The sequence below is a fragment of the Nitrosomonas sp. genome (assembly GCF_022842015.1).
Lineage (GTDB): Bacteria > Pseudomonadota > Gammaproteobacteria > Burkholderiales > Nitrosomonadaceae > Nitrosomonas.
On the sequence record NZ_JALHQJ010000021.1, the window covers coordinates 15,749 to 41,180 of the forward strand.

Here is a 25,432-nt window from a genome sequence, read left to right on the forward strand (position 1 = left end):
TGTCTTATGTTAATCAATGGCACATCAGGTAATGATAAATTATTCGGTACTTCTAGAGATGATTCCCTATATGGCTTCTTAGGGAATGATGAACTCCACGGAGGTGAAGGTAATGATTTTCTGGAAGGGGGAGAAGGAAATGATGTTCTCGATGGCGGTGGTAATAGTTATGGTAAATTTGGTGGTGATACTGCCAACTATTCAAAAGCGACAGATGCTGTCATTGTAGATCTTTCTGCTGGAACAGCAAGCGGCGGAGCCGGAGATGATACTTTAATCGATATTGAAAATATCATTGGCAGCTCTTTTTCAGATGCTTTAATAGGCGATTTTAATTCAAATGAATTGTATGGCGGTAAAGGCGATGACACGCTGCTGGGTGGCGACGGTGATGATATATTGACAGGCGGGTCTGGAGATGACTTTTTGGATGGTGGGTTTAATGGAGGTAAAGCGGGCAATAGTAATAGTGATACTGCCAGCTATTCAGATGCAACAAGCGCTGTAACCGTCAATCTAGTGACTGGAACTGCAACAGGCGGTGCCGGGAAAGACACCTTGATTGATATCGAAAATATATTTGGTAGCTCATACGCAGACACCTTAACTGGTGATGCTAATTGGAACCAGCTCGATGGTGGTGCAGGCAACGATACACTCAATGGCGGTGCAGGCAATGATACACTCAATGGGGATGCCGGCAATGACAATCTCAATGGCGGAGATGGTGACGACTGGCTGAATGGAGGAATAGGTAACGATACGCTCAACGGTGGTGCAGGTGGCTTCGATACTGCCGATTATTCGAGTGCGACCAGTAATGTTAGTGTAAATCTTTTTACTGGAATCGCGACGGGTGGTTTAGGAAATGATACATTGCTAAGCATTGAAAATGTAAATGGTAGCTTCAATGCAAAAAATACGTTAACAGGCAATGCAGGTTCGAATCAGCTTATCGGCGGTTTTAACAAGGATATGCTATCAGGCGGCGCTGGCGATGACACACTGTTGGGATTGGAGGGGGATGATACGCTCAATGGAGGTGCTGGAGCGGATAGTATGGATGGTGGAGGGGGCAATGACAGTTATGTTGTTGATAATATAGATGACGTCATTACCGAATTTTCCTTTGGCGGCCTTGATAAGGTCAGCAGTAGCGTCACCTATACTTTATCCTCCCAAGTAGAAAATCTTACGCTGACAGGTGCATCAGCGATAAGCGGTACAGGCAATGGTAAGGCTAACATCATCACTGGAAATGCAGCAAACAATAAATTGGATGGTAAAGCGGGTAACGACACGCTCGATGGAGGAGCGGGTAATAATGTACTGACCGGTGGAGCAGGTAACGATGTCTTTAAATTTACTACTAATGGACACACTGACAAAATTACTGACTATAGCGTCGCAAATGACACTGTCCAGTTGGAAAATGGAATTTTTACTTCTTTAACTACAACCGGAACATTAGCGGCCAATCAGTTTGTGATTGGCATGCAAGCAATAGACAGCAATGACTTCGTTATTTATAACGATGTAACGGGTTCATTGTTGTACGATGCGGATGGTGATGGTGCAGGTGCTGCAGTTGAAATTGCCAGTGTTGGTGTTGGGTTAGCAATGACAAATGCGGATATTGTGGTGGTATAAAAGTCAGAATAAAACTTGATGCTTGCCAGAGCTTTGAATTTGAATCAATATTTCGCGCAAGAGTTAAGGATACTGATGTCAACCGGCGAGAAACTTGTACTGAAGACAACAACTAATTTTCTCGCCGGCCTTGAGGTGAAAAATCAGCCCAATTTGACTTAATTTGGAAATGCCTATTCGTGTGGCCTGCGTATGCCACGTACTTCAGCCCCTTTGCGTCGGCGAATAACCGCGAGAGTAGCCAAGCCGAAGCCGAAGCCGAAGAGAAGGAGAGATTTCGGTTCTGGTATTGGAGAGGCAAGAAAGCCATGGTTTGTGGTGGAGTCCTGGAAGTTTCCTACGATATGGCCGGCATCATTAATCCCTATGGCATACATGTCAAACGAACCAGGAGCGTCCAGGGTAGTAAAGACACCACTGCTTCTCGCACAAAGCCATGACTCCCGATGACATCATTGAAGTATCCTACGATCTGGCCGGCGTCATTAATTCCGAAGGCTAATGTATGAGAAGCGCCGGGGACATCCCAGGTAGTGAAGACGCCGCTACTATCGCGCACAAAGCCATGACTCCCGATGTCATCTTGGAAGTGTCCTGCGATCTGGCCCGGCGTTATTAATTCCGATGGCTTCTGTATGTAAAGCGCCAGGGACGTCCAAGCTAGTGTAGGTGTAAGGGTTGTAGCCCAAGCGCTAGATATTGCCACGAAAGCCAACACGGAAGCCAGAAGAAACTGTGGTCCTACGAAGGACACTAAAGTGAATGAAAATCGCAAATTGCCTCCTTATTAATAAAAGAATTTCAGCTCAGACTGTAGCATATAATGCAGCAGTAAGTGCATGAAAGAAGACAATATTATATCGTAATATATAGAGTTAGCCGGATTTGGCAACACTAAGGTGATTTTTAGTGTATGGTGCTGCCAAGATAACTTTATCTGACCGATAATTGGGGAATTTCCTGGTCAGTGATGGCAGGACGCTATCAGAGGGGGACAGCTAATAGTGCTGCGGTGAAAACAGGCGTAACTACGAAAATTCCGGCGCAGATTACTGGAGGTGGGGGAGTGAAATCGCCCCGCCTGGTACCCCTAGGTGGCCACTCTGGGCCGATTTTTGGGCGGCGATGGTCACTGTATTCGGGGGTGCCGGGGTTGCACTCTGGGCTGCCTTTTTTCAACTTCCGTGTGGTACTCGGTGTTCGTTAAGCTGAAGGGTAGTTATTGGCTGTGCCTAAGCAATGAAAGGATGTACAGAGATTCCTGGAGGTCCAAACTGCGGTGTGCAATTTATTTTATTTTGGCCGATAATTTCCTCAATCGTGGCCATCGGTCATGAATCCTGTTGTATTCTGATGGGGTTTCTTCAGTAACCACATAAACTCTTTGCTCACCATCTCTTTCAGCCAGTAACGCCTGGATAGCTATGCCAGGTGCCAAATTGATCCAATGGGATTGTTTCTCGTGATCTTTTTCCATGAAGCAATCAGCGGGAATCAGTACCGGTCTTGGATGCCAAGGCTTCCATTTGCCCATTTTGATGGAATCAAGCCGCGCCCAGCCGCCATTGGGGAATTTGCCTGTCGCCTCTTCCTTACGTCTACCCCAGATGACCCAAGTGACACCGCCATGGCGCAGATTTACGGGAATTCTGGCATCAGGCTGGGGGAAGTAGATCTTTTGATCCTGATATTGAATGCCGCCACACATGAAAAGATTACAGCTAGAAAACGAAAAATTCTATTTTATTTCTTGTCGATAATGAGAATCATTAGCATATGAGTGTAATTTCAGTTACTATATCAATTCATACTCTTCCTTGCGTGAAATAAGCCCTCACGCACCCCCGCCCAGCACATTTTCTCCTCCTCCTTTAGGTGTGCTGGGCTTTTTCATTGATCTATCGTAAGCGTACAACGCCACCACCTAACATCTTTTAATGCGCTCAATTATCCTCAAACATTTTTTGAGAGGATAACCAATGGCATTACCGACAGATCCGCAAAAACATATAGAGGCTTGGCAGTCGAGTAGTTTATCGCAGGCAGCGTATTGTCGTCAGCATAAGCTGAATTCCAAAACGTTCGCGAACTGGTTGCGGGTTTATCGTTCTCAACCAGTTGCTGCAGTTGCGTCGACTTTGATTCCGGTTGAGATCAAGTTGGAGCCTTCGTTATCCGGGTCACTGTGTTTGCGTTGTCCGCAAGGTCATACGCTAGAACTACCAGCAGAGATATCACCCCAATGGCTGGGGAAATTGCTGAAATGCCTGGATTGATTGCTAATCCGGGTAACATCTGGCTGGCAGTAGAGCCGGTTGATATGCGCCGTGGTATTGATGGTTTGTCGATGCTGGTACAGCAGTCTTTGGAGCATGCGCCCTGCGCAGGTTCAGTTTTTGTGTTTTGCAATCGTGCCGGAAATCGCATCAAGGTATTGCTGTGGGACGGCACAGGCGTGTGGTTGTGCCAGCGCCGTTTGCATCAGGGCAAATTTGTTTGGCCACAGTCAGATGAACGCTGTTTTACGTTGACGCAAGCGCAGTGGAATTGGCTAATAGCCGGTGTCAATTGGCAGCGATTATCGGCGTTTCCACCGGCACATTTAAAGGCTTAACAAAACATCTATAAGCCTCTATTCATAAGCGTTTCAGTGTGTTTTATGGTAGAATTGGCACCATGAAAACGCTTGCACAATTAGATCATTTGAATCTTGATGCAGATACTAGAATGCAGGTTCAAATGCTGTTTGAGCAATCGCAAAAAGAAATTCATTCTCAGCAACTCAAAATCCAAGCATTGACTATGGAACTGGCCTATTTGCGCCGGAACCTATTTGGCAAAAAGAGCGAGTCATTATCTGCACACCCCGATTTGTTCGAGGAAACCTTACAAACTGATCTGGCAGCGGTACATGCCGAAATCGAACAGCTCGACCCATCAGCAAAAGCCGATTCGACTAAATCAACACGTTCCCGCGCTGGCCGCCAACCATTACCAGAACACCTGCCACGTATTGAACACCGTCACGAACCAGAATCCTGCCAATGCAGTCAATGTGGTCAGAATCTGGTTAAGATCGGTGAAGATGTTAGCGAACAGTTGGATGTGGAGCCAGCAAAGTTCTTCGTTCACCGTCACATCCGCCCACAATATGCCTGCAAGACCTGTGAAATCGTTACTGCCGCGCCTATTCCGCCAGCCATTATTGATGGCGGTATGGCCGCACCCGGCCTGCTGAGTTGGGTGCTGACCAGTAAATACCTGAATCACCTGCCACTCTATCGCTTAGAACAGATTGCCGCACGGGAACAAGTCACGCTTTCACGCTCAACAATGGCGGAATGGGTCGGTCGTAGCGGCGTTGCACTGCAACCTTTGGTGGATCGACTGACATGGCATCTGTTGCAAGGCAACACGCTGCATGCCGATGAAACGCCAGTAGCGCAACTTGATCCTGGCAAAGGCAAGACACGAAAGGCCTACTTGTGGGCCTATCGCAGCAACGACTTGGAACCTGGGCCGCGCATTATTATCTTCGACTATCAAACCGGCCGTAGTGGCCGGCATGCGCAAAGCTTTCTGGAAAACTGGCAAGGTCATTTGCTGGTCGACGACTATGGCGGCTACAAAGCCCTGTTCGCCGAAAAACAGACGGAGTCCTGCACTGAACTGGCTTGTTGGGCGCACGCACGCCGTAAATTCTTCGATCTGCACCAGGCTAATAGCAGCCTGATGGCGTTGGAAGCGTTGCAGCGTATCAGCAATTTATATGCTATTGAGGCAGAAGGTAAAGATTTGACCATCGCAGAACGTCAACAACTACGAGAAGAAAAAAGCCTGCCCGAGTTGGAGGCATTACACGATTGGCTGGTGCAAACCCGTGCTCAGACAGCAAATGGGGGTGGTTCCGCCAAAGCCTTGGATTACACACTGAAACGTTGGGGCAGCCTGATCCGCTATGCACAAACCGGCCACCTGCCAATTGACAACAATCCCGTAGAAAATGTCATTAGACCTATCGCGATTGGAAAAAAGAATTGGTTATTTACCGGTTCAGAGCGTGCAGGCCAACGTGCAGCAGCTATTCAAACTCTATTTGGCACTGCTCAACTCAACGGTCTGAACTCATCTGATTGGCTCAAAGATACGCTCATAAAATTACCCACGTGGCCTAACAGTCGAATTGACGAGTTGCTACCGTTACCACCTGAATTTATTGAAATGCTGAGAAAAAATAATTGATAGATGGTGGCGCTGGACGCTTACTTTTCTTCACTTCTTTGCTCTTGCTGACTTGTTTTGGGAAGTCCACTGATTGAGCAACAATCGCGCCGAACCGATAACTTCCGATGCAACCATTCCCAGCGGTCCATAATTTTGCTGTAATAGATGATCTGCTGCAGCGCCATGTAAGTAGACAGCAAGTAATAGCGCCTGATCAGGATTTAAACCTTGTGCGATCAATGCGCCAATAAATCCGGCTAATACATCGCCAGTGCCGGCGGTACTCAACCCAGGATTGCCACTAGTGTTCAGATAACGCTTTCCATCCGGGAAACAACAAATGCTGCCAGCGCCTTTCAACACGGTATAACAATTGAAGTGTCGTGAGATTTGCTCCGCGGCATGCATGCGATCGTTTTGCACGGTCGCAGTATCGGTATTCAAAAGTCGCGCAGCCTCGGCAGGATGTGGGGTCAGAATACTAAAAGCGCTGCGCTGACTGAGTTTTCTGGCTAATTGTTGATGCTGTGCAATCAAGTTGAGCGCATCGGCATCTATCACTAGTACTTGTTCACTCTTTAATGCTTGTTCCAGCCACGACAAGGCTTCCTTGGATTGTCCCAAGCCGGGGCCAATGACTAGGCAATTTAAGTGTTCCAGCACGAATAGTTCGGAGGGGTAGCGTAACATCAATTCCGGTTGTGAGAGATCGACCGGTGGTGCGTTCTCTGCCAGTAAGCCGAGATAGACGCGCCCTGCGCCCAGATGCAAGGCTGCCCTGCCTGCCAACAGTGCGGCGCCTATCATGCCGGTAGAGCCACCGAGAATCGCCACGTTACCGTATGACCCTTTATGGCTGTTGATTGTGCGGGGTGGCGGCAGAAATGATTGTGCAAGGTTATGATTTAACAGCCAGATATGCGGATCGGGTGGTGAAATTGGCTGGATATTCAGATCGCGTAACATAACTGTGCCGCAGCATTCTGGCCCAAAGTTGGTGAACAGGCCGGGTTTTAGCCCAATAAATGTTACAGTAATGCTGGCGCGGATTGCTGTACCATAAATGCAGCCGTCATCGCTGCCGAGACCGGAGGGAATATCCAGCGATACAATGGGAACATTCATACGATTGACGGTATCCACCCATTCACGATACTTGCCTTCGATGGGTCGGCTTCGAGTACGATCCAGACCGATACCGAACAGGCCGTCAATCACTACATCCCAGTTTGGATCGCTATCGGGTACTTCAGTGAGAATTTCACCACCAGTATCGATCCAGGCTTGCATAGCTTGTTTAGCATCTGGTGGAACGCGATTGCGGTCGCCGTTGAAAACCACAGTAACCACATTCCCCCATTCTTTCAAATAGCGCGCCACAACGAAAGCATCGCCGCCGTTATTGCCCGGACCGGCAAGCACCAATGCATGTTGCCCGGGTTTTTTGTGCAATCGATCGCGGACGATTTGTGCGGCGGCTAGGCCTGCTTTTTCCATTAACCGGGGGGGTTCGGGTAGCAGGGTGGCCAGATGTTCTATTTCGCGTATCTCTGCGGTAAGCCAAATCCGATCAGAAGTCATCATATTTCTCATACTCACGGGATGATCAGCGATAAGTACATCTTCTCGTGTAAAATTGCAATCTTTAAATAATTGCTTTATTTCCTCTGATGCTCCAATTTTGTGGTGGACGTGCTCTTTCTCCGTTTCGTCTGGAGAAATTACTCAATCAAATTAGAACCCTCAATCTACCAGTAACAGTCATTCATACAGAATATTGGCATTTTTGTTCGGTGACGCGTAATTTGCCCGTTGATGAACTGAATGTGCTGAGAAAAATACTTAACCACAAACAAGAGCAGGAAAAGGAAGACCATTCAGGCGAGTTTCTTTTGGTTTTGCCGCGCCCAGGCACAATTTCACCGTGGTCTACAAAAGCTACGGATATTGCCCAGCATTGCGGTTTAACTGCTGTTGAACGTATTGAGCGCGGGATTGCGTATTACATCCAATGCAGCGCACAACTTTCGATTGATGACAAATTTCGTCTCGTGTCTTTGCTGCATGACCGCATGACCGAAGCTGCGTTTGCTTCATTTGATGATGCCGCCAAACTATTCCAGCATTTCCCGCCGCTGTCGCTCATCACGATTGATGTGATGCACGGTGGTATTGAGGCTTTATTTCAGGCAAATAAAAATATGGGACTGGCCTTGTCATTGGATGAGATTGAGTACTTGTTGAATCATTTTCAGCACATGCAGCGCAATCCGACCGATGTCGAATTGATGATGTTCGCGCAGGCTAACTCCGAGCATTGTCGCCATAAAATATTCAACGCAGACTGGATTGTTGATGGCAAGGCTCAGGATAAATCGCTGTTTGCCATGATACGGAACACGCATCAAAGTCATCCGCAGGGCACGCTGGTGGCATATGCCGACAATGCCAGCGTCATTGAGGGGGCGGAAATCAAGCGTTTTTATCCGGATAATCAGCGAGCATATGGTTACGTCGAGGAAAAAACGCATGTGTTGATGAAAGTAGAAACGCACAATCATCCGACTGCGATTTCACCGTTTCCAGGTGCTGCAACGGGTGTCGGTGGTGAAATTCGCGATGAAGGCGCAACGGGTCGGGGTGCAAAACCAAAAGCCGGATTGTGCGGTTTCTCGGTATCTAATCTGAATATTCCAGAGTTTGTGCAACCGTGGGAGTACGATGGAACCGATAATCTATCAATCTATGGCAAGCCCGGACGCATTGCATCAGCGTTACAGATTATGCTGGAAGGTCCGATTGGCGGGGCGGCATTCAACAATGAATTCGGGCGCCCCAATTTAGCGGGTTATTTTCGCACTTTTGAAGAGCGCTTGGGCGGAGAAATGCGTGGTTATCACAAGCCAATCATGCTGGCGGGTGGCATCGGCCAGATTTCAGATTTGCATGTGCGTAAGGAAAAATTCCCTGCAGGCTCTTTGCTGATTCAGCTGGGTGGGCCGGGTATGCTGATCGGTCTGGGTGGTGGCGCGGCTTCCAGTATGGATACCGGTAGCAATACCGAAGCATTGGACTTTGATTCGGTGCAGCGCGGTAACCCGGAAATGCAACGGCGTGCACAAGAAGTTATTGATCGTTGCTGGCAACTACAGCGAAGCGGTATTGAGAATCCGATTTTATTTATTCATGACGTGGGTGCGGGGGGCTTATCCAATGCGTTTCCAGAATTGGTGCATGACTCTGGCCGCGGCGGGCGTTTTAATTTGCGCGATGTTCCTTCCGAAGAAACCAGTTTGTCACCGATGCAGATTTGGAGCAACGAGGCGCAGGAGCGATACGTTCTGGCGATCAAACCGGAATCTCTGGCATTGTTCCAAAGCATTTGCGAGCGCGAACGTTGCCCGTACGCCGTAGTGGGTGAAGCTACAAACGATGAACAGCTGGTGGTAACCGATGCAAGATCCCACATAGCGCCGGTTGATATGCCATTGCCAGTGCTATTTGGCAAGCCCCCAAAAATGACGCGCGACGTTGCTCATACTATTCGGATGCTTCCGACACTTGATTGGCAGGGCGTGAATTTGACCGAAGCTGTCTATCGAGTGCTACGCTTGCCTGCGGTGGCCGATAAAACTTTTTTAATTACCATCGGAGATCGCAGTGTCGGTGGCCTATCGGCGCGTGATCAGATGGTTGGTCCATGGCAAATTCCAGTTGCCGACGTTGCGGTGACCAGCATGGGATATCAGACCTATTTGGGGGAGGCATTTGCCATTGGCGAACGTACGCCATTGGCTTTGATAGATTTCGAAGCAGCAGCGCGCATGGCGGTGGGTGAGGCGATTACTAATATCGCGGCGGCATCGATTGGCAACATCGGAAAGATTAAGTTATCGGCCAATTGGATGGCCGCAGCCGGACATACGGGCGAAGATGCCGGATTGTACGATGCAGTACATACCATTGGCATGGAGTTGTGTCCGCAACTGGGTATTAGCATACCGGTCGGAAAAGATTCGATGTCGATGAAAACCGCTTGGGAAGAATCGGGGTTGCGTAAGGAGGTTACGGCACCGTTGTCGCTGATTATCACTGCTTTTGCAACAGTGAAGGACGTACGCAAAACTCTGACACCACAATTACGTACCGATTGCGGCGATACGGAATTGATTCTGATTGATTTGGGGCAAGGCCAAAATCGACTCGGCGGTTCAGCATTGGCGCAGGTGTATAAACAAGTTGGCAATATTTCACCGAATATTGACGGCGAAGCCGAAGCACAACACTTACGAAACTTTTTCAATGCGATTCAGCAGCTCAACGAAATGGACAAGCTGCTCGCATACCACGATCGTTCCGATGGCGGCTTATTCGTGGCATTATGTGAAATGGCATTTGCCGGGCATGCCGGTCTGACCGTGAATTTGGATCAATTGTGCTTTGATCCGCACAGCTGTGATATCGATGGATCGGAATTGCAACCTGAGCAATTGGGGGGGCGTTTCCTGGAACATCTTTTGGCGGTACTCTTCAACGAAGAGTTGGGAGCTGTGATTCAAATTGCAGTCGCGCAGCATCAGGAAGTGCTGCAGGTGTTAGCCGAAGCTGGATTGCGAGATGCTAGCTTTATCATCGGCCACTTGAATAAGACCGATGAAATTCGTTTGATGCGCAATAATAAACCGGTGTTGGCGGAGAAACGGGTGGATTTGCAACGTGCCTGGTCGGAGACCACGCATCAGATGCAAAAGCTGCGTGATAATCCAACCTGTGCGCAACAGGAGTACGACCGGATTCTTGATGTGGATGACCCAGGACTGCAGGTTACATTAAGTTATGCTGTTGATGACGATATCGCTGCGCCCTTCGTTCAAACGGGAGTGCGTCCGCGTATGGCGATATTGCGTGAACAAGGCGTGAATGGGCATGTAGAAATGGCGGTGGCTTTCGATCGTGCTGGTTTTGCCGCAGTCGACGTGCATATGAGCGATATCCTGTCAGGTCGATTGTCATTAAAAGATTTCACGGGATTGGCTGCATGCGGCGGATTTTCCTATGGTGATGTGCTGGGCGCGGGTGAAGGCTGGGCTAAATCAATTTTGTTCAATCCACGCGCACGCGAAGAATTCGAGGCATTTTTTCAGCGCAGCGATACATTTGCGTTGGGTGTATGCAACGGTTGTCAAATGATGAGTAATCTGCATGAAATCATACCGGGTACCGAGCATTGGCCGCGTTTCAAACGCAACCTTTCGGAGCAATTTGAGGCGCGCTTTGTCATGGTGGAGGTACAGCACAGTCCATCGTTATTTTTTGACGGCATGGCCGGAAGCCGGATGCCAATTACGGTAGCACATGGCGAAGGTAAGGTGGAGTTTTCCGGTCAATCTGATAATGTTGCATCATTGGTGACCCTGCGATTTGTGGATAACCACGGGCAAGTAACCGAGCAGTATCCTGATAATCCGAATGGATCGCCCCAGGGTATTACCGGATTGACTACGCCGGATGGACGTTTTAATGTGTTGATGCCGCATCCGGAGCGAGTGTTCAGAGTGACACAGCATTCCTGGTATCCTGATATCCGCTCTGGTCGGGTAGAGGATGGGCCTTGGATGCGTTTGTTTCGAAATGCACGTAAATGGGTTGGATGACCCTCTGATTTTATGAATCTGTTAACAGGATAATCAAAAAAATGACAAATTTTAATGTAAACCGCTGTAGCAGAATTATTAGCGTGATCGTTTTGCTGCTGAGTCTATGCGTAAATGCCGCATTGGCAAACGCCATTACTCCAGCAAAAAAACCGGTACCAAAAGATTGCGTGCCATTGGGGGATTGGGTAGTTCCAGGGTTGGGTAAAACCTCACAACAGAAAATCATCGCACGTGCAGTCAAGGCTTCGGTGGTGCTGTTGGGGGAAACGCATGTCAATGCGGATCATCATCGTTGGCAGTTGCAAACATTGGTGGCTTTACACGCCGTGCGTCCAAATATGGTGATCGGATTCGAGATGTTTCCACGACGCGTGCAAGCAGCGTTGGATAAGTGGATTGCCGGCGAACTGGGTGAAAAGGAATTCCTCCGTGCAGCTGAGTGGGACCGTGTTTGGAATACGGACGCCAATCTATATTTACCTCTGTTTCATTTTGCGCGGATGAATCGTATCCCAATGGTCGCATTGAATATTGAAACAAAATTGCGTCATCAAGTGGCAGAAAAGGGCTTTTATGGCGTTCCGCTGGAAGAACGAGAAGGGGTGACGCGTCCAGCGGAGCCAAGTCAGGCGTATATGGATTTTTTATTGCCAATTTACAAGCAACATGATCGCAAAGACAAGAAAACAGGAGAAATTACGCAAGATGACCCGGATTTTCGTCGTTTTATCGGTGGACAACAATTATGGGACCGCGCCATGGCCCAGATACTGCAGCAAGCCGCAACAGAATCCACCGACCCGGAAAAACCGCTGGTTGTGGGTGTTATGGGTGCGGGCCATGTGCTGCATGGTTTTGGGGTGACGCATCAACTACATGACCTGGGTATCCAGAATGTTATTGCATTGTTACCGTGGGATAGCAGTAAATCCTGTAAGCAGTTAGTTAAAGGTGTGGCCGATGCCGTTTTTGGCGTATTGCCGCATGTTTCTGAGTCTTTCAGGCCACAATTTCAGCGTTTGGGAATACGCTATGAAATGGGGCGGGGCGGGGCTGTGGTGCTACAAGTCGAAAAAAACAGTATTGCCGAAACCTCAGAATTCATGGCTTCAGATGTAATTCTGGAAATGGCTGGTGTGCCGATCAGAGCTACCGAAGATGTTATCAACGTTGTAAAACGGCAAGCGCCCGGAACCTGGTTGCCGATCAAGATCAAACGAGATGGCATAGAAATGCTAGTCATTGCAAAATTTCCTGCTTTGAATCTTTAATTATTTTTGTTTCAATCTATGACAGTTGATAGTTTAATCAAAAGTTGCTTTTTATTTCTGTTTGCTTACTTTGTGTCAGGGCAGGTATTGTCGATGCCTGCACCGATGAAGTTTAATGATGTCGAGTACGATATCACGGTAAAAATTGACCCTGTAAATCGTACCATCGCAGGGAAAAGCCTTATTACCGTGCACAATCCAAGAGAGTTGCAATTGATGCTGGGAGCAGGCTATGAAGTGACTCAAGCGGAGTTTAATGATGGGCCACTGGGCATTGGCCGTGAGCAAACCAATCAAATGCATATTTGGAACATTCCGGTTCATTTCAGGAATAAAATCCAGTTTCTGATACAGTGGAAAGGGACATTGGCTGCGCTGGATACTTCATTGGATCATCAGCAGACATTAGGAAGGCCAGTTGCGGTAAGTGGTGAATCCGGTTCATTCTTGCCGGATGGATCGAATTGGTATCCGCGCATAGTTGGGCATTTGGCGCGATATAAGATCAGCATCGAATTGCCGAGCGGTCAAAAAGGCCTGGTGGCAGGCCAATTGATGAAAGAAAGTGAATCGGAGCAAGGTTATTACGCTTCTTTTGAATTTTCTCATCCAGCCGAAGGGATTGATCTGATGGCAGGACCGTATGTGATTGAAACACAGACACACCAGAGTATTAATCACAAGCCAATTCAATTACGCACCTATTTTCATCCTCAAGTTACTAATTTATCGAAGGATTATTTGGATGCGGTGAAGCGTTATTTGAATCTCTATGAATCCTGGATTGGTGAATACCCCTACACTGAATTCAGCGTGGTTTCGAGTCCTACGCCGACCGGATTTGGTATGCCTACATTGACTTATCTTGGCATTGATGTGTTGCGATTGCCGTTTATCCGCGATACTTCGCTCGGTCACGAAGTGTTGCACAATTGGTGGGGTAATGGGGTTTATCCAGATTACTCAAGTGGCAATTGGTCAGAAGGATTGACCACGTTTATGGCTGATTATACTTATAAAGAACAGGAAAGCAGCGAAGCTGCACATGAAATGAGATTAGGGTGGGTACGTGACTTTGCCGCATTGCAACCAGGTCAGGATGCACCATTGACAGCATTTACTTCACGTACGCATGGCGCATCCAAAATTGTTGGCTATAACAAAGCTGCCATGTTTTTCTTTATGCTGCGGGATCAACTAGGTGACATGGTTTTTCAGCGCGGCATCCAGGGGATGTGGAAAGTGCAGCGCTTTAGAATTACTTCGTGGCAAGAGTTGCAGAAAATATTTGAGATGATTTCGGGACAGAATTTGCAACCATTTTTTTCTCAATGGTTAGAGCGTACCGGTGCGCCGGCTATTACGATCAATGAAGTAAAAAATATTGCGATAGATTCCGGTTATGAATTATCAATTACTTTGAAACAATCCGGGCCAGCGTATCAATTGCGCGTTCCAGTAGTAATTGAAAATTCACAGGGTACAACAACACACATACTTGATTTGCATCAAGAACAGCAGATTTTTACATTGAAATTAACAGATAAGCCGCTTTCGGTTTCGCTTGATCCGGATTTGCGCCTATTTCGCCAACTGGCGCCTGGTGAAGCACCACCGATCCTGCGTGAGGCGATGGTTAACGCCGCTACGCAGACAGTTTTATTATCCGCTAAAGCCGAGATTCGCAAAATTGCTGAAATTCTTGTGGAAAAATTGCAAGGCCGCAAACCACAAATTGCTGCACTGAGTGAACCACTTTCCACCGCACCTACGCTGGTTATCGGCCTGAAATCGGAAGTTGATGCCTGGCTTGCTGCTAACCAACTGCCCGCCAGACCGGATGAAATCAACAACAAGGGTACTGCGCAAGTCTGGACCTTAGCTCGTGATGAAGCATCATCATTGGCTGTTATCTCCGCTCAAGATGCTGCATCACTCGAAGCCCTAATCCGACCGCTACCACATTACGGACGACAAAGTTTTCTTGCGTTTGATGGCCGACAAGTGATAGAGAAAGGTGTTTTGCCGATGCAGGTGCAAACGGTAGTAGTTGAATAATAAGTAAGATTTTCACGCAACTGGGGGAGATAGTTTCTCGGGCTGAGCTGGCGGTACTTTATCAGTTTTATCGTCAAACCATCGATACAGCATCGGCATGACCACCATGGTCATCATGGTTGCTGTGGTTAATCCGCATATGACCACGATAGCCAAGGGTTTTTGTACTTCAGAACCCAGTCCTGTGGCTGCCAGAAACGGAGCTAAGCCTAGCACGGTAGTCGCTGCCGTCATCATGACAGGCCGGAAGCGCTGCGTGCATGCTTTTCTGACTGCTTCTTCTACACTTAAGCCTTTATCTCGCAATTCACGCACGAAAGAAATAAGTACCACACCATTCAGAATCGATGTTCCCCACACGGCAATAAAACCTACTGATGCCGGCACCGATAGATATTGACCAGTAACAAAAAGCCCGACAACACCGCCGACAGATGCGAATGGTAATACCAGATAAATCAGAACGGCTAGCTTGACTGAATTGAATAACATGAATAACAAGAAGAAGATCGCTGCCAGGGTCACTGGTACGATTACGGAGAGGGTTGCCATCGCCCGTTGCATGTTTTCAAATTGCCCACCCCAGACAAAATAATAGCCCGTAGGGAGTTTGATTTCTTGCGCGGCACGTGTCTGCAATTCTTCCACAAACCCTCCCATATCGCGCCCATGCACATTAACACCAATCACAACACGGCGCTTGGCGAATTCACGCGAGATAATCGCTGGACCATCAATTACTTTTATGTCTGCCACAGCACTCAGTGGTACTAACATACCGCCTTGCGCCGTTTTACCTTGTGCTGCTGTATTTGCCGGTCTTAATAAGAGATCCTTGATGGCTTCCACATCATGGCGAAATTCCTCTGGAAATCTTAACAGCAGTGTGAATCGACGTTCACCTTCAAAAACTTGAGTAACGGCCTTGCCACCGATTGCTGTGGAAATCAGTTCGTTGACGTCTGAAACATTGATGCCATGCCGTGCAATGGCACGGCGATCAATATTGATCGTCAGCTCTTGCTGCCCTGATAAGCGTTCGATCCGGATATCTCTGGCACCCGCTGTGGATTTGACAAGACGAGCCATTTGTTCAGAAAGCTTGCGCAATTGTTCCAAGTCGTCACCAAATATCTTGATCGCCACCTGTGAGCGGACACCGGTTACCATTTCATCCACGCGTTGTGCAATCGGTTGCGATAGCACGATATTCACACCGGGCAGTACTTCTAATGCCTTGCGGATATCTTCCTCGATTTCATGCTGGGTTCGGCCTGATCCTTCTAAATCCAGGTCAGCAATCGGATCGGACTCATTTTGCGATGCGGGATCCGCGGGTGTATCACCGCGACCCAATTTAGACACTACACTTTTAACCCCTGGTATCGCGACAATTAACTGCATTGCTTCGGTTTCAAGCTTGATAGCTTCATCCAAGGAAATGGAAGGTGCGCGGATAATTACCGGTGTAATTGCGCCTTCCTTCATAATCGGGATGAAAGCTGTACCTAGGAAAGGAAACAATGCAATGGCAAATATTAATGAACTGATTGCAACAATCATGGTTTTTTTCTGGTTGTTCATGGCCAGATTAAAAATTCGCAGATAGCCACCTTTCAGGAAAGCAACAATTTTTGTTTCCTCTTCGCCTCCACCTTGTAGAAGATAATCGCTCAATACGGGTGATAATAGCAACGACACAAAGAGGGAGACCAGCAGTGCGATGGCAATTGTAACTGCCAATGGACTGAAAGTTTTTCCTTCCATGCCTTCAAGCGTCATCAATGGCAGGAAAACCAAGATCGTGACAAACACGCCAAAAATGACCGGTGTGCCGACTTCAGCAACCGCATTTACAATGACATCAAACTTGGATTGACCTGTGTTTTTTGCTTCGCCCAAGCGCTGATAAATGTTTTCAACGACGACCACGGTGGGATCAACCATCATTCCTAATGCAATGGTTAATCCACCTAATGACATCAGGTTGGCTGGCATGCCGTAGTAATTCATCACCATGAAGGTGATCAGTGGGGTGATAATCAAAGTAAAACAAACAACGAAGCTGGTACGAACGGTGCCCAGAAAAATCGATAGCACTACGATGACCAGAATCAGAGATTGCATTAGAGTGATTTGTACCGTGGATAAAGCGCCATCCACCAGATCGGTGCGATCATAAAACGGCACGATCTGCAAACCATCTGGCAATAATCCGCGCTCGTTGATTTCAGCGACTTTTTCCTTAATCCTGCCAACAATCTCCTTGGCATTACCGCCACGCAGCATCATCACAATTCCTGCAACAGATTCGGTATAGCCATTCTTGATACTGGCACCCTGACGGACTTCACCGCCAAAAGTAACTTCAGCCACATCACGTACATAAATCGGAACGCCATCCATTTCTCTGAGCACAATGTTGCGAATGTCGTCCAGCGTAGCAATCAGACCCACACCGCGGATCAAGTATTGCTCATAGTGCAATGCCAGTATATTTCCACTGGCATTGGAATTATTACTGGCCAATGCACGATCTACATCCGTCAGTGTCAGATTATAATGCCGCAGCTTGTTGGGACTGGCATAGACCTGATATTCCTTAACGTGCCCGCCCATCGAGTTAATTTCTGCTACACCACGAATTGATCGTAACAATGGACGGACTACCCAATCTTGAATAGTGCGGCGTTCGGTAAGTTCTTCAGCGGTTAGAGCGCGTGTACCGTCGTCCGGGTGCTCAATGGTATATTGATAAACCTCGCCTAATCCGGTAGAAACCGGCCCAAGTACTGGTGTAATGCCGGGTATTAAGCGAGGTGTGACATCAATGATGCGCTCCATGACTAGCTGACGTGCAAAAAATACATCTGTCTGATCTGTGAAAACTAAGGTAATCAGCGATAGTCCGCTTTTGTTCAATGAGCGCATTTCGACCAAACCAGGCAGACCAGTCATGGCAATCTCAACTGGCACCGTGACTAACCGTTCCATTTCTTCCGGGCTGCGGCCAATGGCTACCGTAGCCACTTGCACCTGTATATTGGTGACATCAGGGAAAGCATCCACCGACAGGTTCTTCGCGGCAAATCCGCCAGCGACACACAACATCAGACCAATTACCAACACCAACAAACGCTGGTTTAACGCCGCACGAACTATAGCAGCCATCATGATTATTCCAATTCAGCTAGCTTGCGCTCGCTGTCTAAATGAAAAGCACCTGTCATTACAATTCGTTGATCAATTGATAGCCCATTTAGCACAGGACGGTAATCAGCCACTTCGGGACCCAGTTCGACAGGCACACGTTGAAATTGGTTATCACTGATCGCGACAAAGACATAATCCTGGTTTAATTCGCGAACAATCGCTGCTTCCGGAACAACCAGGGTTTTATGCTGTGTATCGGTGATGTGCATATTGGCCAGCATATCCGGCTTCAATTTCCGGTCTGGGTTTTCCACCATTACCCGGGTCATTACAGTACGCGTCAGACGATTAACGGTATCCGAGACAAATATTATGACGCCATCAAAATCAGCGCCGCCTATTGCGGGTACATTGATTTCTACATGCTGTTCCAATCGCACGTCACGCGCAATTTGTTCTGGTACATCGCCAACCACCCAGACGTGAGAAAGATCAGCAATCTGAAATAACGGGTCGGAAGGTTGTACCACTTGGCCCACCATCACATTACGTGCAATGACATACCCTTCCCGGGTGGCTTTGATATCCAACCACGGAAGAATTTTTCCTTTCTTGGACAATTCTTTTAATTCAGCGTCAGTCATTCCAAATAATCTCAACTGATCGGTGGCTGCGCCCAGTTCAGCCTGAGCAATTTCCAATTCGGATTGACGTCGTTCCACTTCAGCTTGAGCGATCGCATCAGCAGCAAACAAATGGTGCGCACGCTCAGCTGCTTTCTGGGTTACAACAACGCGTGAAGATGCACGCAAATAAGCCAACTGCGATTGTGTTAGATCCGGGCTGGTAATGCGAGCTAATGGTGCACCTGCCTGAACGTAATCGCCTAAGATGACAAAAAGGTTGATAATTCTCCCAGTTACATAAGAACCAATTTGCGCGGTTCTTTCTTCATCGACTTGAACTCTGCTTGGGACAAGAATTTTATCCGCAAGATCAATTAAAGCAGGTTGTCCGATCTTTAAACGGTTTGCTAGCTCGGGTCGGATAGTAATGCTGTTGATATCTCGGTCTTCTCCGGAGCTGCTTTGAGCGGTTTCTTTATCAGAGGTCTTTGTTGACTCGTTTTTATCGCACCCTGTTGATAGTAATGTTGAAAAAACAATGAAGTTGATTAAAATTAGTTTGAAACTCATTCTGGAATTAGCTCCTTGGGATAATGTGCGCGCAACCGGTCAATTTCGACAGCGGATGATTGAAGATCAAAACGTGCTAGCAAGGCATCACCTAAGATTCCTCGGAGTATACGTTGCGAATCCAAAAATTCGATTAAACCTCTCTCCCCAAAACGGTAAGCGGCCTCGGCAACTTCTACAGCATTTTCTGCTTCTTTGATTAAACCACCTTCAAACATGTCTACGCGTCGTTGCGCGATCTGCAGAGACTGCCATGCTGCTTCGAACAATTGACTGATTTCGTAACGGCGATATTCAAGTGTTTCCCGTATCCGTGCAGAATCATAAATGGCGGTGTCAATTTCGCCGCGGCGTTGATAGAGCAAAGGGATTCTCACGCTTACGCCTGCTATATTAGAGGTGAATTGTGCATCCTGGTAATTAGTGTATAAAAAATTAATTTGTGGTAGCACCGAAGCTTTTTCCTGACTAATTCGTAATTTGGCGCGTTCTTGTTCTGCCTGCAAACGGATGACGTCCGGATTTACGGATGGTACTTCCTGACGTAATGTGTCCAATGGCGGTAAATTAATCGGATCTTTCAGAGAAGCTTGAATTTCAAAATCAATCGGAATGGCTCCGGCCGTCAGTTGCAGTAGGGCCACTCGAGCGCGCTGTGCTGTTAATTGTGCGGCCTCCATGCGATTAGCTGTGCTTTGTAATTCGGTATCTGCCCGAATGAGTTCAAAGCGTGCAACTTCCCCCCTTTCGACATTGACTGCAATACGACGTCGCACTTCTTTCAATAAGTCGTAAATGTTCTGTTCCAATGCAGCTTGCTCTATTCGTAACAATAATTCATAGGCTCTAACTCTCAGTTGCGCTGCTAAATCTGCACGTATTTGATCAAAGCTGGCACGACTCGCATCAACGACAGCTTCTGATGCACCAATCCGGGCACTTCGCATAAAAGGATTTTCAATTCCCTGATTGACTGTTACAGCGCGCTGCATGTTCGCCGGTCCTGTTAGTATCTCAGGAAGTCGCTTGTCGTCAGGGCCAGCTGATACAGTTACTTCAGGGTTGAGAAATGCAGATGCGGCGATTACACCTGCTTTGGCCATATTCACTTGCGAACGAGCGGCTTGCACGAGGCCATTTGCTTGTAGTCCCACACGCTGTAATTCTTCAATTGTAAGACGAGCTGGTAGCTGGGCATATACAAAAGGTGCTGGGAATATTAAGAAGATACCTAGTAAAAAATACCAAAATGAGAAAATCTGCATCGAATCCTTCATAATTATTAAGAAATTTTTTCTGTGCTTACTCTTCGCATAAAATTGATTGGCAATCATATATGAAAAATAAGATTCATTAGTATCAATATTAGGCATAATAGGGTTTTAAATCGTTGTTTTGAAGCAATACCTGCAATATTAATTGTTAAAAGGCTATTCGGATGTTCTGGATTTAATCAAATAAATCCTGAATGCTTGCTGAACAATCACAATACACCGCATGAAATTTAAGTTTATCAATTATTACTTTTACCTGAAGCTTTTAATGATGATTCTAGTCTTATCATCGGTGATTTGGCTGATTGCCGGAATAGCTCTAGGGGTATATGAATTTCGTGATAATGACCCTAATCGGGGTGCGGTTTCGAGTGGTACCGATAAATTTGGTGATCAATTTTCTCAAACAATTTACCTTGATCAAGGTTGGTCGGCATCCGATAGTTTGTGGTTTTATAATACGACGCAAGGTTCTAATTTATTACCTTACAGCTTCTTCCTGGTATTGGAACAACCTGATTCATCTGCTTTATTCCGTAATAATGAAAACATAGACCGTTATGGCTATTTGCCGCAACGTCCAACCACAAGCAACCCGGATGGTCTGCCTGTTGGCATGGTGCGAGATGAATATCAAGGCAAGGCATTTATGGGGTTTACTTGCGCAGCTTGCCATACAACCCAAATCAATTATCAGGGTACCGGAATTCGTATTGATGGCGGTCCGGCAAATTCGGATATGGAAATTTTCATGATAGATTTGGCAGAAGCATTGCATGTCACCTTGGAGGACTCAGAAAAACGTAACCGTTTCGTTGCTAATGTATTGAGACAAGGTCAATATAAGGAAAAAAATGAAGTGGTGGAGGATCTCAAGAAATACACACAGCGAATTAAAACTTATACCATCATCAACATCCCAAGAGATACGAAACGACCGTTGACTCGTTATGGCTATGCGCGACTGGATGCGTTTGGAAGAATCTATAATCGTGTGCTTGAGCACATCATGAGTGCGCAACAATTGCGCGAGTTGCTTGCCGATATTTTGACTCCGGAAGAGTTGGTTGAAGTAATATCAAACGTGGAATCCGTACTCAGCAGCACTAATCGCGATCATATTATTGAAAGAATTCAGGCTTATTTGACCGGCAAGCAGATCATTCGGCTGCGCAACAAAATCTATAATCCGGCTGATGCGCCAGTGAGTTATCCATTCTTGTGGGATATTCCGCAGCATGATTATGTCCAATGGAATGGTAGAGTCGACAACAGCGGATTAGGTCCCATGGCCAGGAATGCAGGTCAAATGATTGGTGTGTTTGGTACACTGGATTGGCAAGAAGGAGATGGCTTTACGTTGTCTTCAGTCATTGGTGGGCAAGGATTTGGTTCAAAGCATATTGATTTCCGGTCTTCTATTGATATTAGAAATTTGCGCCGAGTGGAGAAGCATCTGCGTAAATTAACTTCGCCGCAGTGGCCTGAGCGTGTTTTGCCTAAAATCGATAAAGCACGAATGGCTAAAGGTGCGAAGTTATTTTTCCAATATTGCGCATCGTGTCACGGTCACATTGATCGCATTGATCCAGATCGTCGCGTTGTGGCCAAAATGATTGCTGTTTCGTCTATTGGAACGGATTCTAAGATGGCTGACAACGGTATTGAGTATATCGGGTATAGCGGTATTCTGCGGAATCAATATGTCGGTGTCAGTACAGGAAACCTCTTGCTGCAACGCGAAGCGCCAGCGGTAGCACTATTAACTTCAGCTACGCGCAATGTGGTGACGACACCTGATCCAGATAAATGGTTTGTGCGCAGATGGTTCGAGCGATCGCTTGATATTGCCTATACATTTCTTGATAATGAAGTGCAATCTTCCCTGAAACATGGCAATTATATCCCTGACACAACCGACAATCCTTTTGCTTCGGTTTTGGCTTATAAAGCTCGCCCGCTGAATGGTATCTGGGCGACTGCTCCTTATCTACATAATGGCTCCGTTCCAACATTGTATGATTTGTTGTTGCCTAAACGGCGACCTGATGATCCTGCAGAAGGCGAATATCGTCCTGATGAGTTTATGGTGGGATCGCGCGAGTTTGATCCAGTGAAAGTTGGATTAAAAACGACGGGCTATAATGGCTTTTTGTTTCGTACACATATTTGGGGTAACAATAATGGTGGTCACGAGTTTGCTTCCGGCAGAATGCCTCAGCCTGATGGGGTGTTTCTTCCAGCTTTGACTAAAGAACAACGACTTGATCTTGTTGAATACCTTAAATCACTCTGAAACGTATGTAAGAAATGATTTTGCTTAGACTAAGATTAAGGCACTGCTACCTAATGTCCAGTATTCTTAAATCTTATTTTCCATTGATGCAGTAACAGTGCAAGTGTCAGTTTTGTTACAGACCATGCTACTTCTGTTTCCTCAGGGGCAGGAGATTCTTCCAAGTAAGTGACTTTGCCAGTTGGAATTACCTTGAGTTGATTATTGTAAGCAAAATCCATCATAAATTGATACATGGCTGGATTGATATCTTTTAGTGCGGTTTTTACATGAACACCTATCTTTCCTTCATATATAACAGGCTGAGCATATTCTGAGTATTCCCAGCGGCCATTGCGATTATAGATGGCAAGTGCTCCGCATAGCCGTTCTGACCAATCACTGGGTCGAAATGGGCGACCTTCGATGGTAAGTCCCAGGATCAGCAGTTCTTTGCACTTGGTTTTCATGAATGTGGTAGTAATGCGAGAAAAAATAAAAGTGTAGATACTCTATGCCACCGATCTTGGTTAGCTTGACTGGCTTGTGGTGAGGGAGGGTTAGAATGATATATTTTATGAGTATGCCGAGATTTCATCAGTGAGTTTTTCCGTTTGAATTTATGCTGTCACATCGGCAAATCTTAAGAGAAATGAATAGCACTTTGAATAAAGGCTAAAAATAGTCGACCGGAAAAAGAAAAACCCGCCGCAGCAGGTTTTTCTTAGAAACACTTGATTTGCAAATTAAACAGCCAGTTTTTGCCTCCGGCGACGGCTAGCAAAACCAAGTATACCTAGGCCAGCAAGTAACATAGCATAAGTTTCCGGTTCAGGTATCGGTGCCGCCACATCGCTGATTTTTAGGTAGTCAAAGCCGTAAAAATCACCGGAATTGTTGCGATCAATTGTAATGACTAACTCACCTGAAGCGTTGATCGAATCAATCACGGAGCCAGTCAATGTAAAGAAATGGATGGCCGTATTCGGAAACCCGTCATTGAAGCCAAAGTTTTGTACGATGCCGTTAAATGTGGTGGTTACTCCGCCGAATGTTGAAGCTTGAAAGTCGGCCGTGTCGAATTCCAGATGACCGACTGTCCAGCTGTTGCCTAATCCAGTGAAAGTGAACGTTGCTACCGTTTCTGATCCATGTGGACCGAAGCCGGGATGAGTAGTGCTATAAGTATCGGTGTATTGAGTGCCATCGGTCGCAGCCATTTCTGCCGCACTGCGGCCATCATAGTTTGCCGAGAAGCCATCAAATGGGTGCTGGCAGTTGTCACAAATGCCAGCGCCAAAACCGTCATTGTCACCAATTTGCCAAGAAGCCGCCGCGACCGGTCCGCTTGCAAGCGCAAGTAAGGCCATCATAAATATAATACGCATTATAAAATCTCCCCTAAGAAGAAAAAAATTACATTAAGATTTGCTAACTTCATCTTCACGCGCCAGATAGCATGCGCTGTTTATTTGCAGCGAATTTAACGGAGCCGCTTGTTTACAGAGAAAGATGAAATTGTTGTGTAATGACTTACAGATTATGTGTTTTTATTAGTTTTTTCTAAATTTACACAAAAAAATAGATCTGTATAGCCATCTGTAAGATAAACTAAAAATTTCTCGAATGTAATAAGAGATAATTCCTTTTCTTCCAGTACATATGTACTAGATTCTCAGTTTGAGAAATAGGACATATATCCTTTTTTGCACCAGCAATGTCAACAAGTGGCAAGACTGTTAAGAATTAAGTTTGCAGTGGTAGGAAATTCTCAGTCAAGTCAGGTGAGCTATACCGAGAACTTTGCAAGGTTAGAGTCATTTTCAGGCGCAGATGATGATATAATAATGTTTTTAATCATATTGTTGAGTTAATTGATATGAGTTTTTCAGAGTTTGATGTCACCCGCCGCACTCGCAAAAGAAATTTCCTCAATCAAATCGATTACCTGATTGATTGGGGACCGATAGAAAAAGCAATCACCGAACATTATGCCCCCACATTTGATGCCGCAGGCCGTCCTGCCTATCCCGGTCTGCTGCTGTTCAAAATGTTGCTGACAGGAATTTGGCACGGTGGACTCAGTGATGAATTAGTTGAAGACATGGCTAACGCGAATCTGCACGTGATGCGGTTTTTGGGCCTGAGTCTGGAAGACGATGTTCCGGACCATTCGGTACTGTCTCGTTTCAGGACACGATTAACACAAGTGCATGCATGGGATAATTTGCTGAAGGAGATCAATCAACAGATCCAGGGGCACGCATCTTGGTGACTCAGGGCTGTCATATCGATACCAGTATCACGCACAGTCCGCGTGAACCAAAGACCAAGCCATCGTATGAAGTGGTTCAGCCCGGTGTAGATACAGAAGCACGCTGGGTTAAAAAAGGTGATAAATCTGTTTTTTGGTTATAAGCAGCATACGCTGGTTTGGAGCCAAGGTGCTGCGTTATTGGGGCAAAGCCAAAGCAATGCCTAGCATATTTTACAAGCCATGGCATACAACCTGAAAAGGTTGCCCATATTGTATGTTAATAGGCAGATACAATTGCAATGGCTATGTAACAATTAATTATTGAATTGTTTGTCCAACGTGCATTGAGATATAGAGGTGTGCACAATGAAATCAACGGAATTCAAAGCATGGATGGAATTGATTGAACGCATGAGT

General features: G+C 46.6%; 19 protein-coding genes. 10 read left to right on the forward strand and 9 right to left on the reverse strand.

Annotated features, from left to right (window positions below; translation table 11 throughout):
- Window positions 1–6: 6 nt before the first annotated feature.
- Window positions 7–1,650 (forward strand): calcium-binding protein, encoded by a 1,644-nt coding sequence (locus Q0C11_RS05535; protein ID WP_293006466.1) that lies wholly within the window; start codon window positions 7–9, stop codon window positions 1,648–1,650.
- Between the two features lie 173 nt (window positions 1,651–1,823).
- On the opposite strand, the gene Q0C11_RS14685 is transcribed toward Q0C11_RS05535, so the two are convergent.
- Both Q0C11_RS14685 and Q0C11_RS05540 read right to left on the reverse strand, forming a co-directional pair.
- Window positions 1,824–2,027 (reverse strand): PEP-CTERM sorting domain-containing protein, encoded by a 204-nt coding sequence (locus Q0C11_RS14685; protein ID WP_367273736.1) that lies wholly within the window; start codon window positions 2,025–2,027, stop codon window positions 1,824–1,826.
- On the reverse strand, window positions 2,015–2,356 hold the full coding sequence (locus tag Q0C11_RS05540) for a hypothetical protein (protein WP_293006468.1): 342 nt from the start codon (window positions 2,354–2,356) through the stop codon (window positions 2,015–2,017). Before Q0C11_RS05540 ends, Q0C11_RS14685 begins: the two co-directional genes overlap by 13 nt.
- Before the next feature lie 261 nt (window positions 2,357–2,617).
- Here Q0C11_RS05540 and Q0C11_RS05545 point away from each other — a divergent pair, with 261 nt between their 5' ends.
- Complete coding sequence (locus Q0C11_RS05545; RefSeq protein WP_293006470.1) at window positions 2,618–2,857, forward strand: hypothetical protein; 240 nt, start codon at window positions 2,618–2,620, stop codon at window positions 2,855–2,857.
- Window positions 2,858–2,938: 81 nt separating this feature from the next.
- Here the strand turns inward: Q0C11_RS05545 and Q0C11_RS05550 are convergent, their stop codons facing one another.
- Window positions 2,939–3,358 (reverse strand): hypothetical protein, encoded by a 420-nt coding sequence (locus Q0C11_RS05550; RefSeq protein ID WP_293006472.1) that lies wholly within the window; start codon window positions 3,356–3,358, stop codon window positions 2,939–2,941.
- A 271-nt stretch (window positions 3,359–3,629) separates the two neighbouring features.
- Between Q0C11_RS05550 and Q0C11_RS05555 the strand changes: the two genes are divergently transcribed.
- The 3 genes from Q0C11_RS05555 (at window position 3,630) to Q0C11_RS05565 (ending at window position 5,892) form a co-directional block, all read left to right on the forward strand.
- The gene (locus Q0C11_RS05555; RefSeq protein WP_293005153.1) at window positions 3,630–3,926 is read left to right on the forward strand and encodes an IS66 family insertion sequence element accessory protein TnpB; all 297 of its coding nucleotides are present in this window, start codon (window positions 3,630–3,632) and stop codon (window positions 3,924–3,926) included.
- Complete coding sequence (gene tnpB, locus Q0C11_RS05560) at window positions 3,893–4,264, forward strand: IS66 family insertion sequence element accessory protein TnpB (RefSeq protein WP_293005151.1); 372 nt, start codon at window positions 3,893–3,895, stop codon at window positions 4,262–4,264. Before Q0C11_RS05555 ends, tnpB begins: the two co-directional genes overlap by 34 nt.
- 113 nt (window positions 4,265–4,377) lie before the next feature.
- Complete coding sequence (locus Q0C11_RS05565) at window positions 4,378–5,892, forward strand: IS66 family transposase (protein ID WP_293005233.1); 1,515 nt, start codon at window positions 4,378–4,380, stop codon at window positions 5,890–5,892.
- A 30-nt stretch (window positions 5,893–5,922) separates the two neighbouring features.
- Here the strand turns inward: Q0C11_RS05565 and Q0C11_RS05570 are convergent, their stop codons facing one another.
- Complete coding sequence (locus Q0C11_RS05570) at window positions 5,923–7,458, reverse strand: NAD(P)H-hydrate dehydratase (RefSeq protein ID WP_367273737.1); 1,536 nt, start codon at window positions 7,456–7,458, stop codon at window positions 5,923–5,925.
- A gap of 86 nt (window positions 7,459–7,544) precedes the next feature.
- On the opposite strand from Q0C11_RS05570, the gene purL reads away from it, so the two are divergent.
- The 3 genes from purL to Q0C11_RS05585 all read left to right on the forward strand — a co-directional run bounded on the left by purL (window position 7,545) and on the right by Q0C11_RS05585 (window position 14,860).
- Complete coding sequence (purL, locus tag Q0C11_RS05575; RefSeq protein ID WP_293006474.1) at window positions 7,545–11,528, forward strand: phosphoribosylformylglycinamidine synthase; 3,984 nt, start codon at window positions 7,545–7,547, stop codon at window positions 11,526–11,528.
- Between the two features lie 41 nt (window positions 11,529–11,569).
- Entirely contained in the window at window positions 11,570–12,802 is a 1,233-nt protein-coding gene (locus tag Q0C11_RS05580) for a ChaN family lipoprotein (RefSeq protein WP_293006476.1), read from the forward strand.
- Between the two features lie 93 nt (window positions 12,803–12,895).
- Window positions 12,896–14,860, forward strand: coding sequence for a M1 family metallopeptidase (locus Q0C11_RS05585; RefSeq protein WP_293006478.1), 1,965 nt, complete (start codon window positions 12,896–12,898; stop codon window positions 14,858–14,860).
- Window positions 14,861–14,872: 12 nt separating this feature from the next.
- Here the strand turns inward: Q0C11_RS05585 and Q0C11_RS05590 are convergent, their stop codons facing one another.
- The 3 genes from Q0C11_RS05590 to Q0C11_RS05600 are packed head-to-tail and all read right to left on the reverse strand — an operon-like array spanning window position 14,873 to window position 20,474.
- The gene (locus Q0C11_RS05590; protein WP_293006480.1) at window positions 14,873–18,034 is read right to left on the reverse strand and encodes a CusA/CzcA family heavy metal efflux RND transporter; all 3,162 of its coding nucleotides are present in this window, start codon (window positions 18,032–18,034) and stop codon (window positions 14,873–14,875) included.
- A gap of 2 nt (window positions 18,035–18,036) precedes the next feature.
- Complete coding sequence (locus tag Q0C11_RS05595) at window positions 18,037–19,209, reverse strand: efflux RND transporter periplasmic adaptor subunit (RefSeq protein WP_293006482.1); 1,173 nt, start codon at window positions 19,207–19,209, stop codon at window positions 18,037–18,039.
- On the reverse strand, window positions 19,206–20,474 hold the full coding sequence (locus Q0C11_RS05600; RefSeq protein WP_293006484.1) for a TolC family protein: 1,269 nt from the start codon (window positions 20,472–20,474) through the stop codon (window positions 19,206–19,208). Before Q0C11_RS05600 ends, Q0C11_RS05595 begins: the two co-directional genes overlap by 4 nt.
- 277 nt (window positions 20,475–20,751) lie before the next feature.
- Here Q0C11_RS05600 and Q0C11_RS05605 point away from each other — a divergent pair, with 277 nt between their 5' ends.
- The gene (locus Q0C11_RS05605) at window positions 20,752–22,779 is read left to right on the forward strand and encodes a di-heme-cytochrome C peroxidase (RefSeq protein ID WP_293006486.1); all 2,028 of its coding nucleotides are present in this window, start codon (window positions 20,752–20,754) and stop codon (window positions 22,777–22,779) included.
- 50 nt (window positions 22,780–22,829) lie between these two features.
- Here the strand turns inward: Q0C11_RS05605 and Q0C11_RS05610 are convergent, their stop codons facing one another.
- On the reverse strand, window positions 22,830–23,228 hold the full coding sequence (locus tag Q0C11_RS05610; RefSeq protein WP_293006488.1) for a DUF3579 domain-containing protein: 399 nt from the start codon (window positions 23,226–23,228) through the stop codon (window positions 22,830–22,832).
- A 276-nt stretch (window positions 23,229–23,504) separates the two neighbouring features.
- Window positions 23,505–24,146, reverse strand: coding sequence for a PEP-CTERM sorting domain-containing protein (locus Q0C11_RS05615; protein ID WP_293006489.1), 642 nt, complete (start codon window positions 24,144–24,146; stop codon window positions 23,505–23,507).
- Between the two features lie 491 nt (window positions 24,147–24,637).
- Between Q0C11_RS05615 and Q0C11_RS05620 the strand changes: the two genes are divergently transcribed.
- Window positions 24,638–25,033, forward strand: coding sequence for a transposase (locus Q0C11_RS05620; RefSeq protein WP_293006490.1), 396 nt, complete (start codon window positions 24,638–24,640; stop codon window positions 25,031–25,033).
- Window positions 25,034–25,432: the final 399 nt, after the last annotated feature.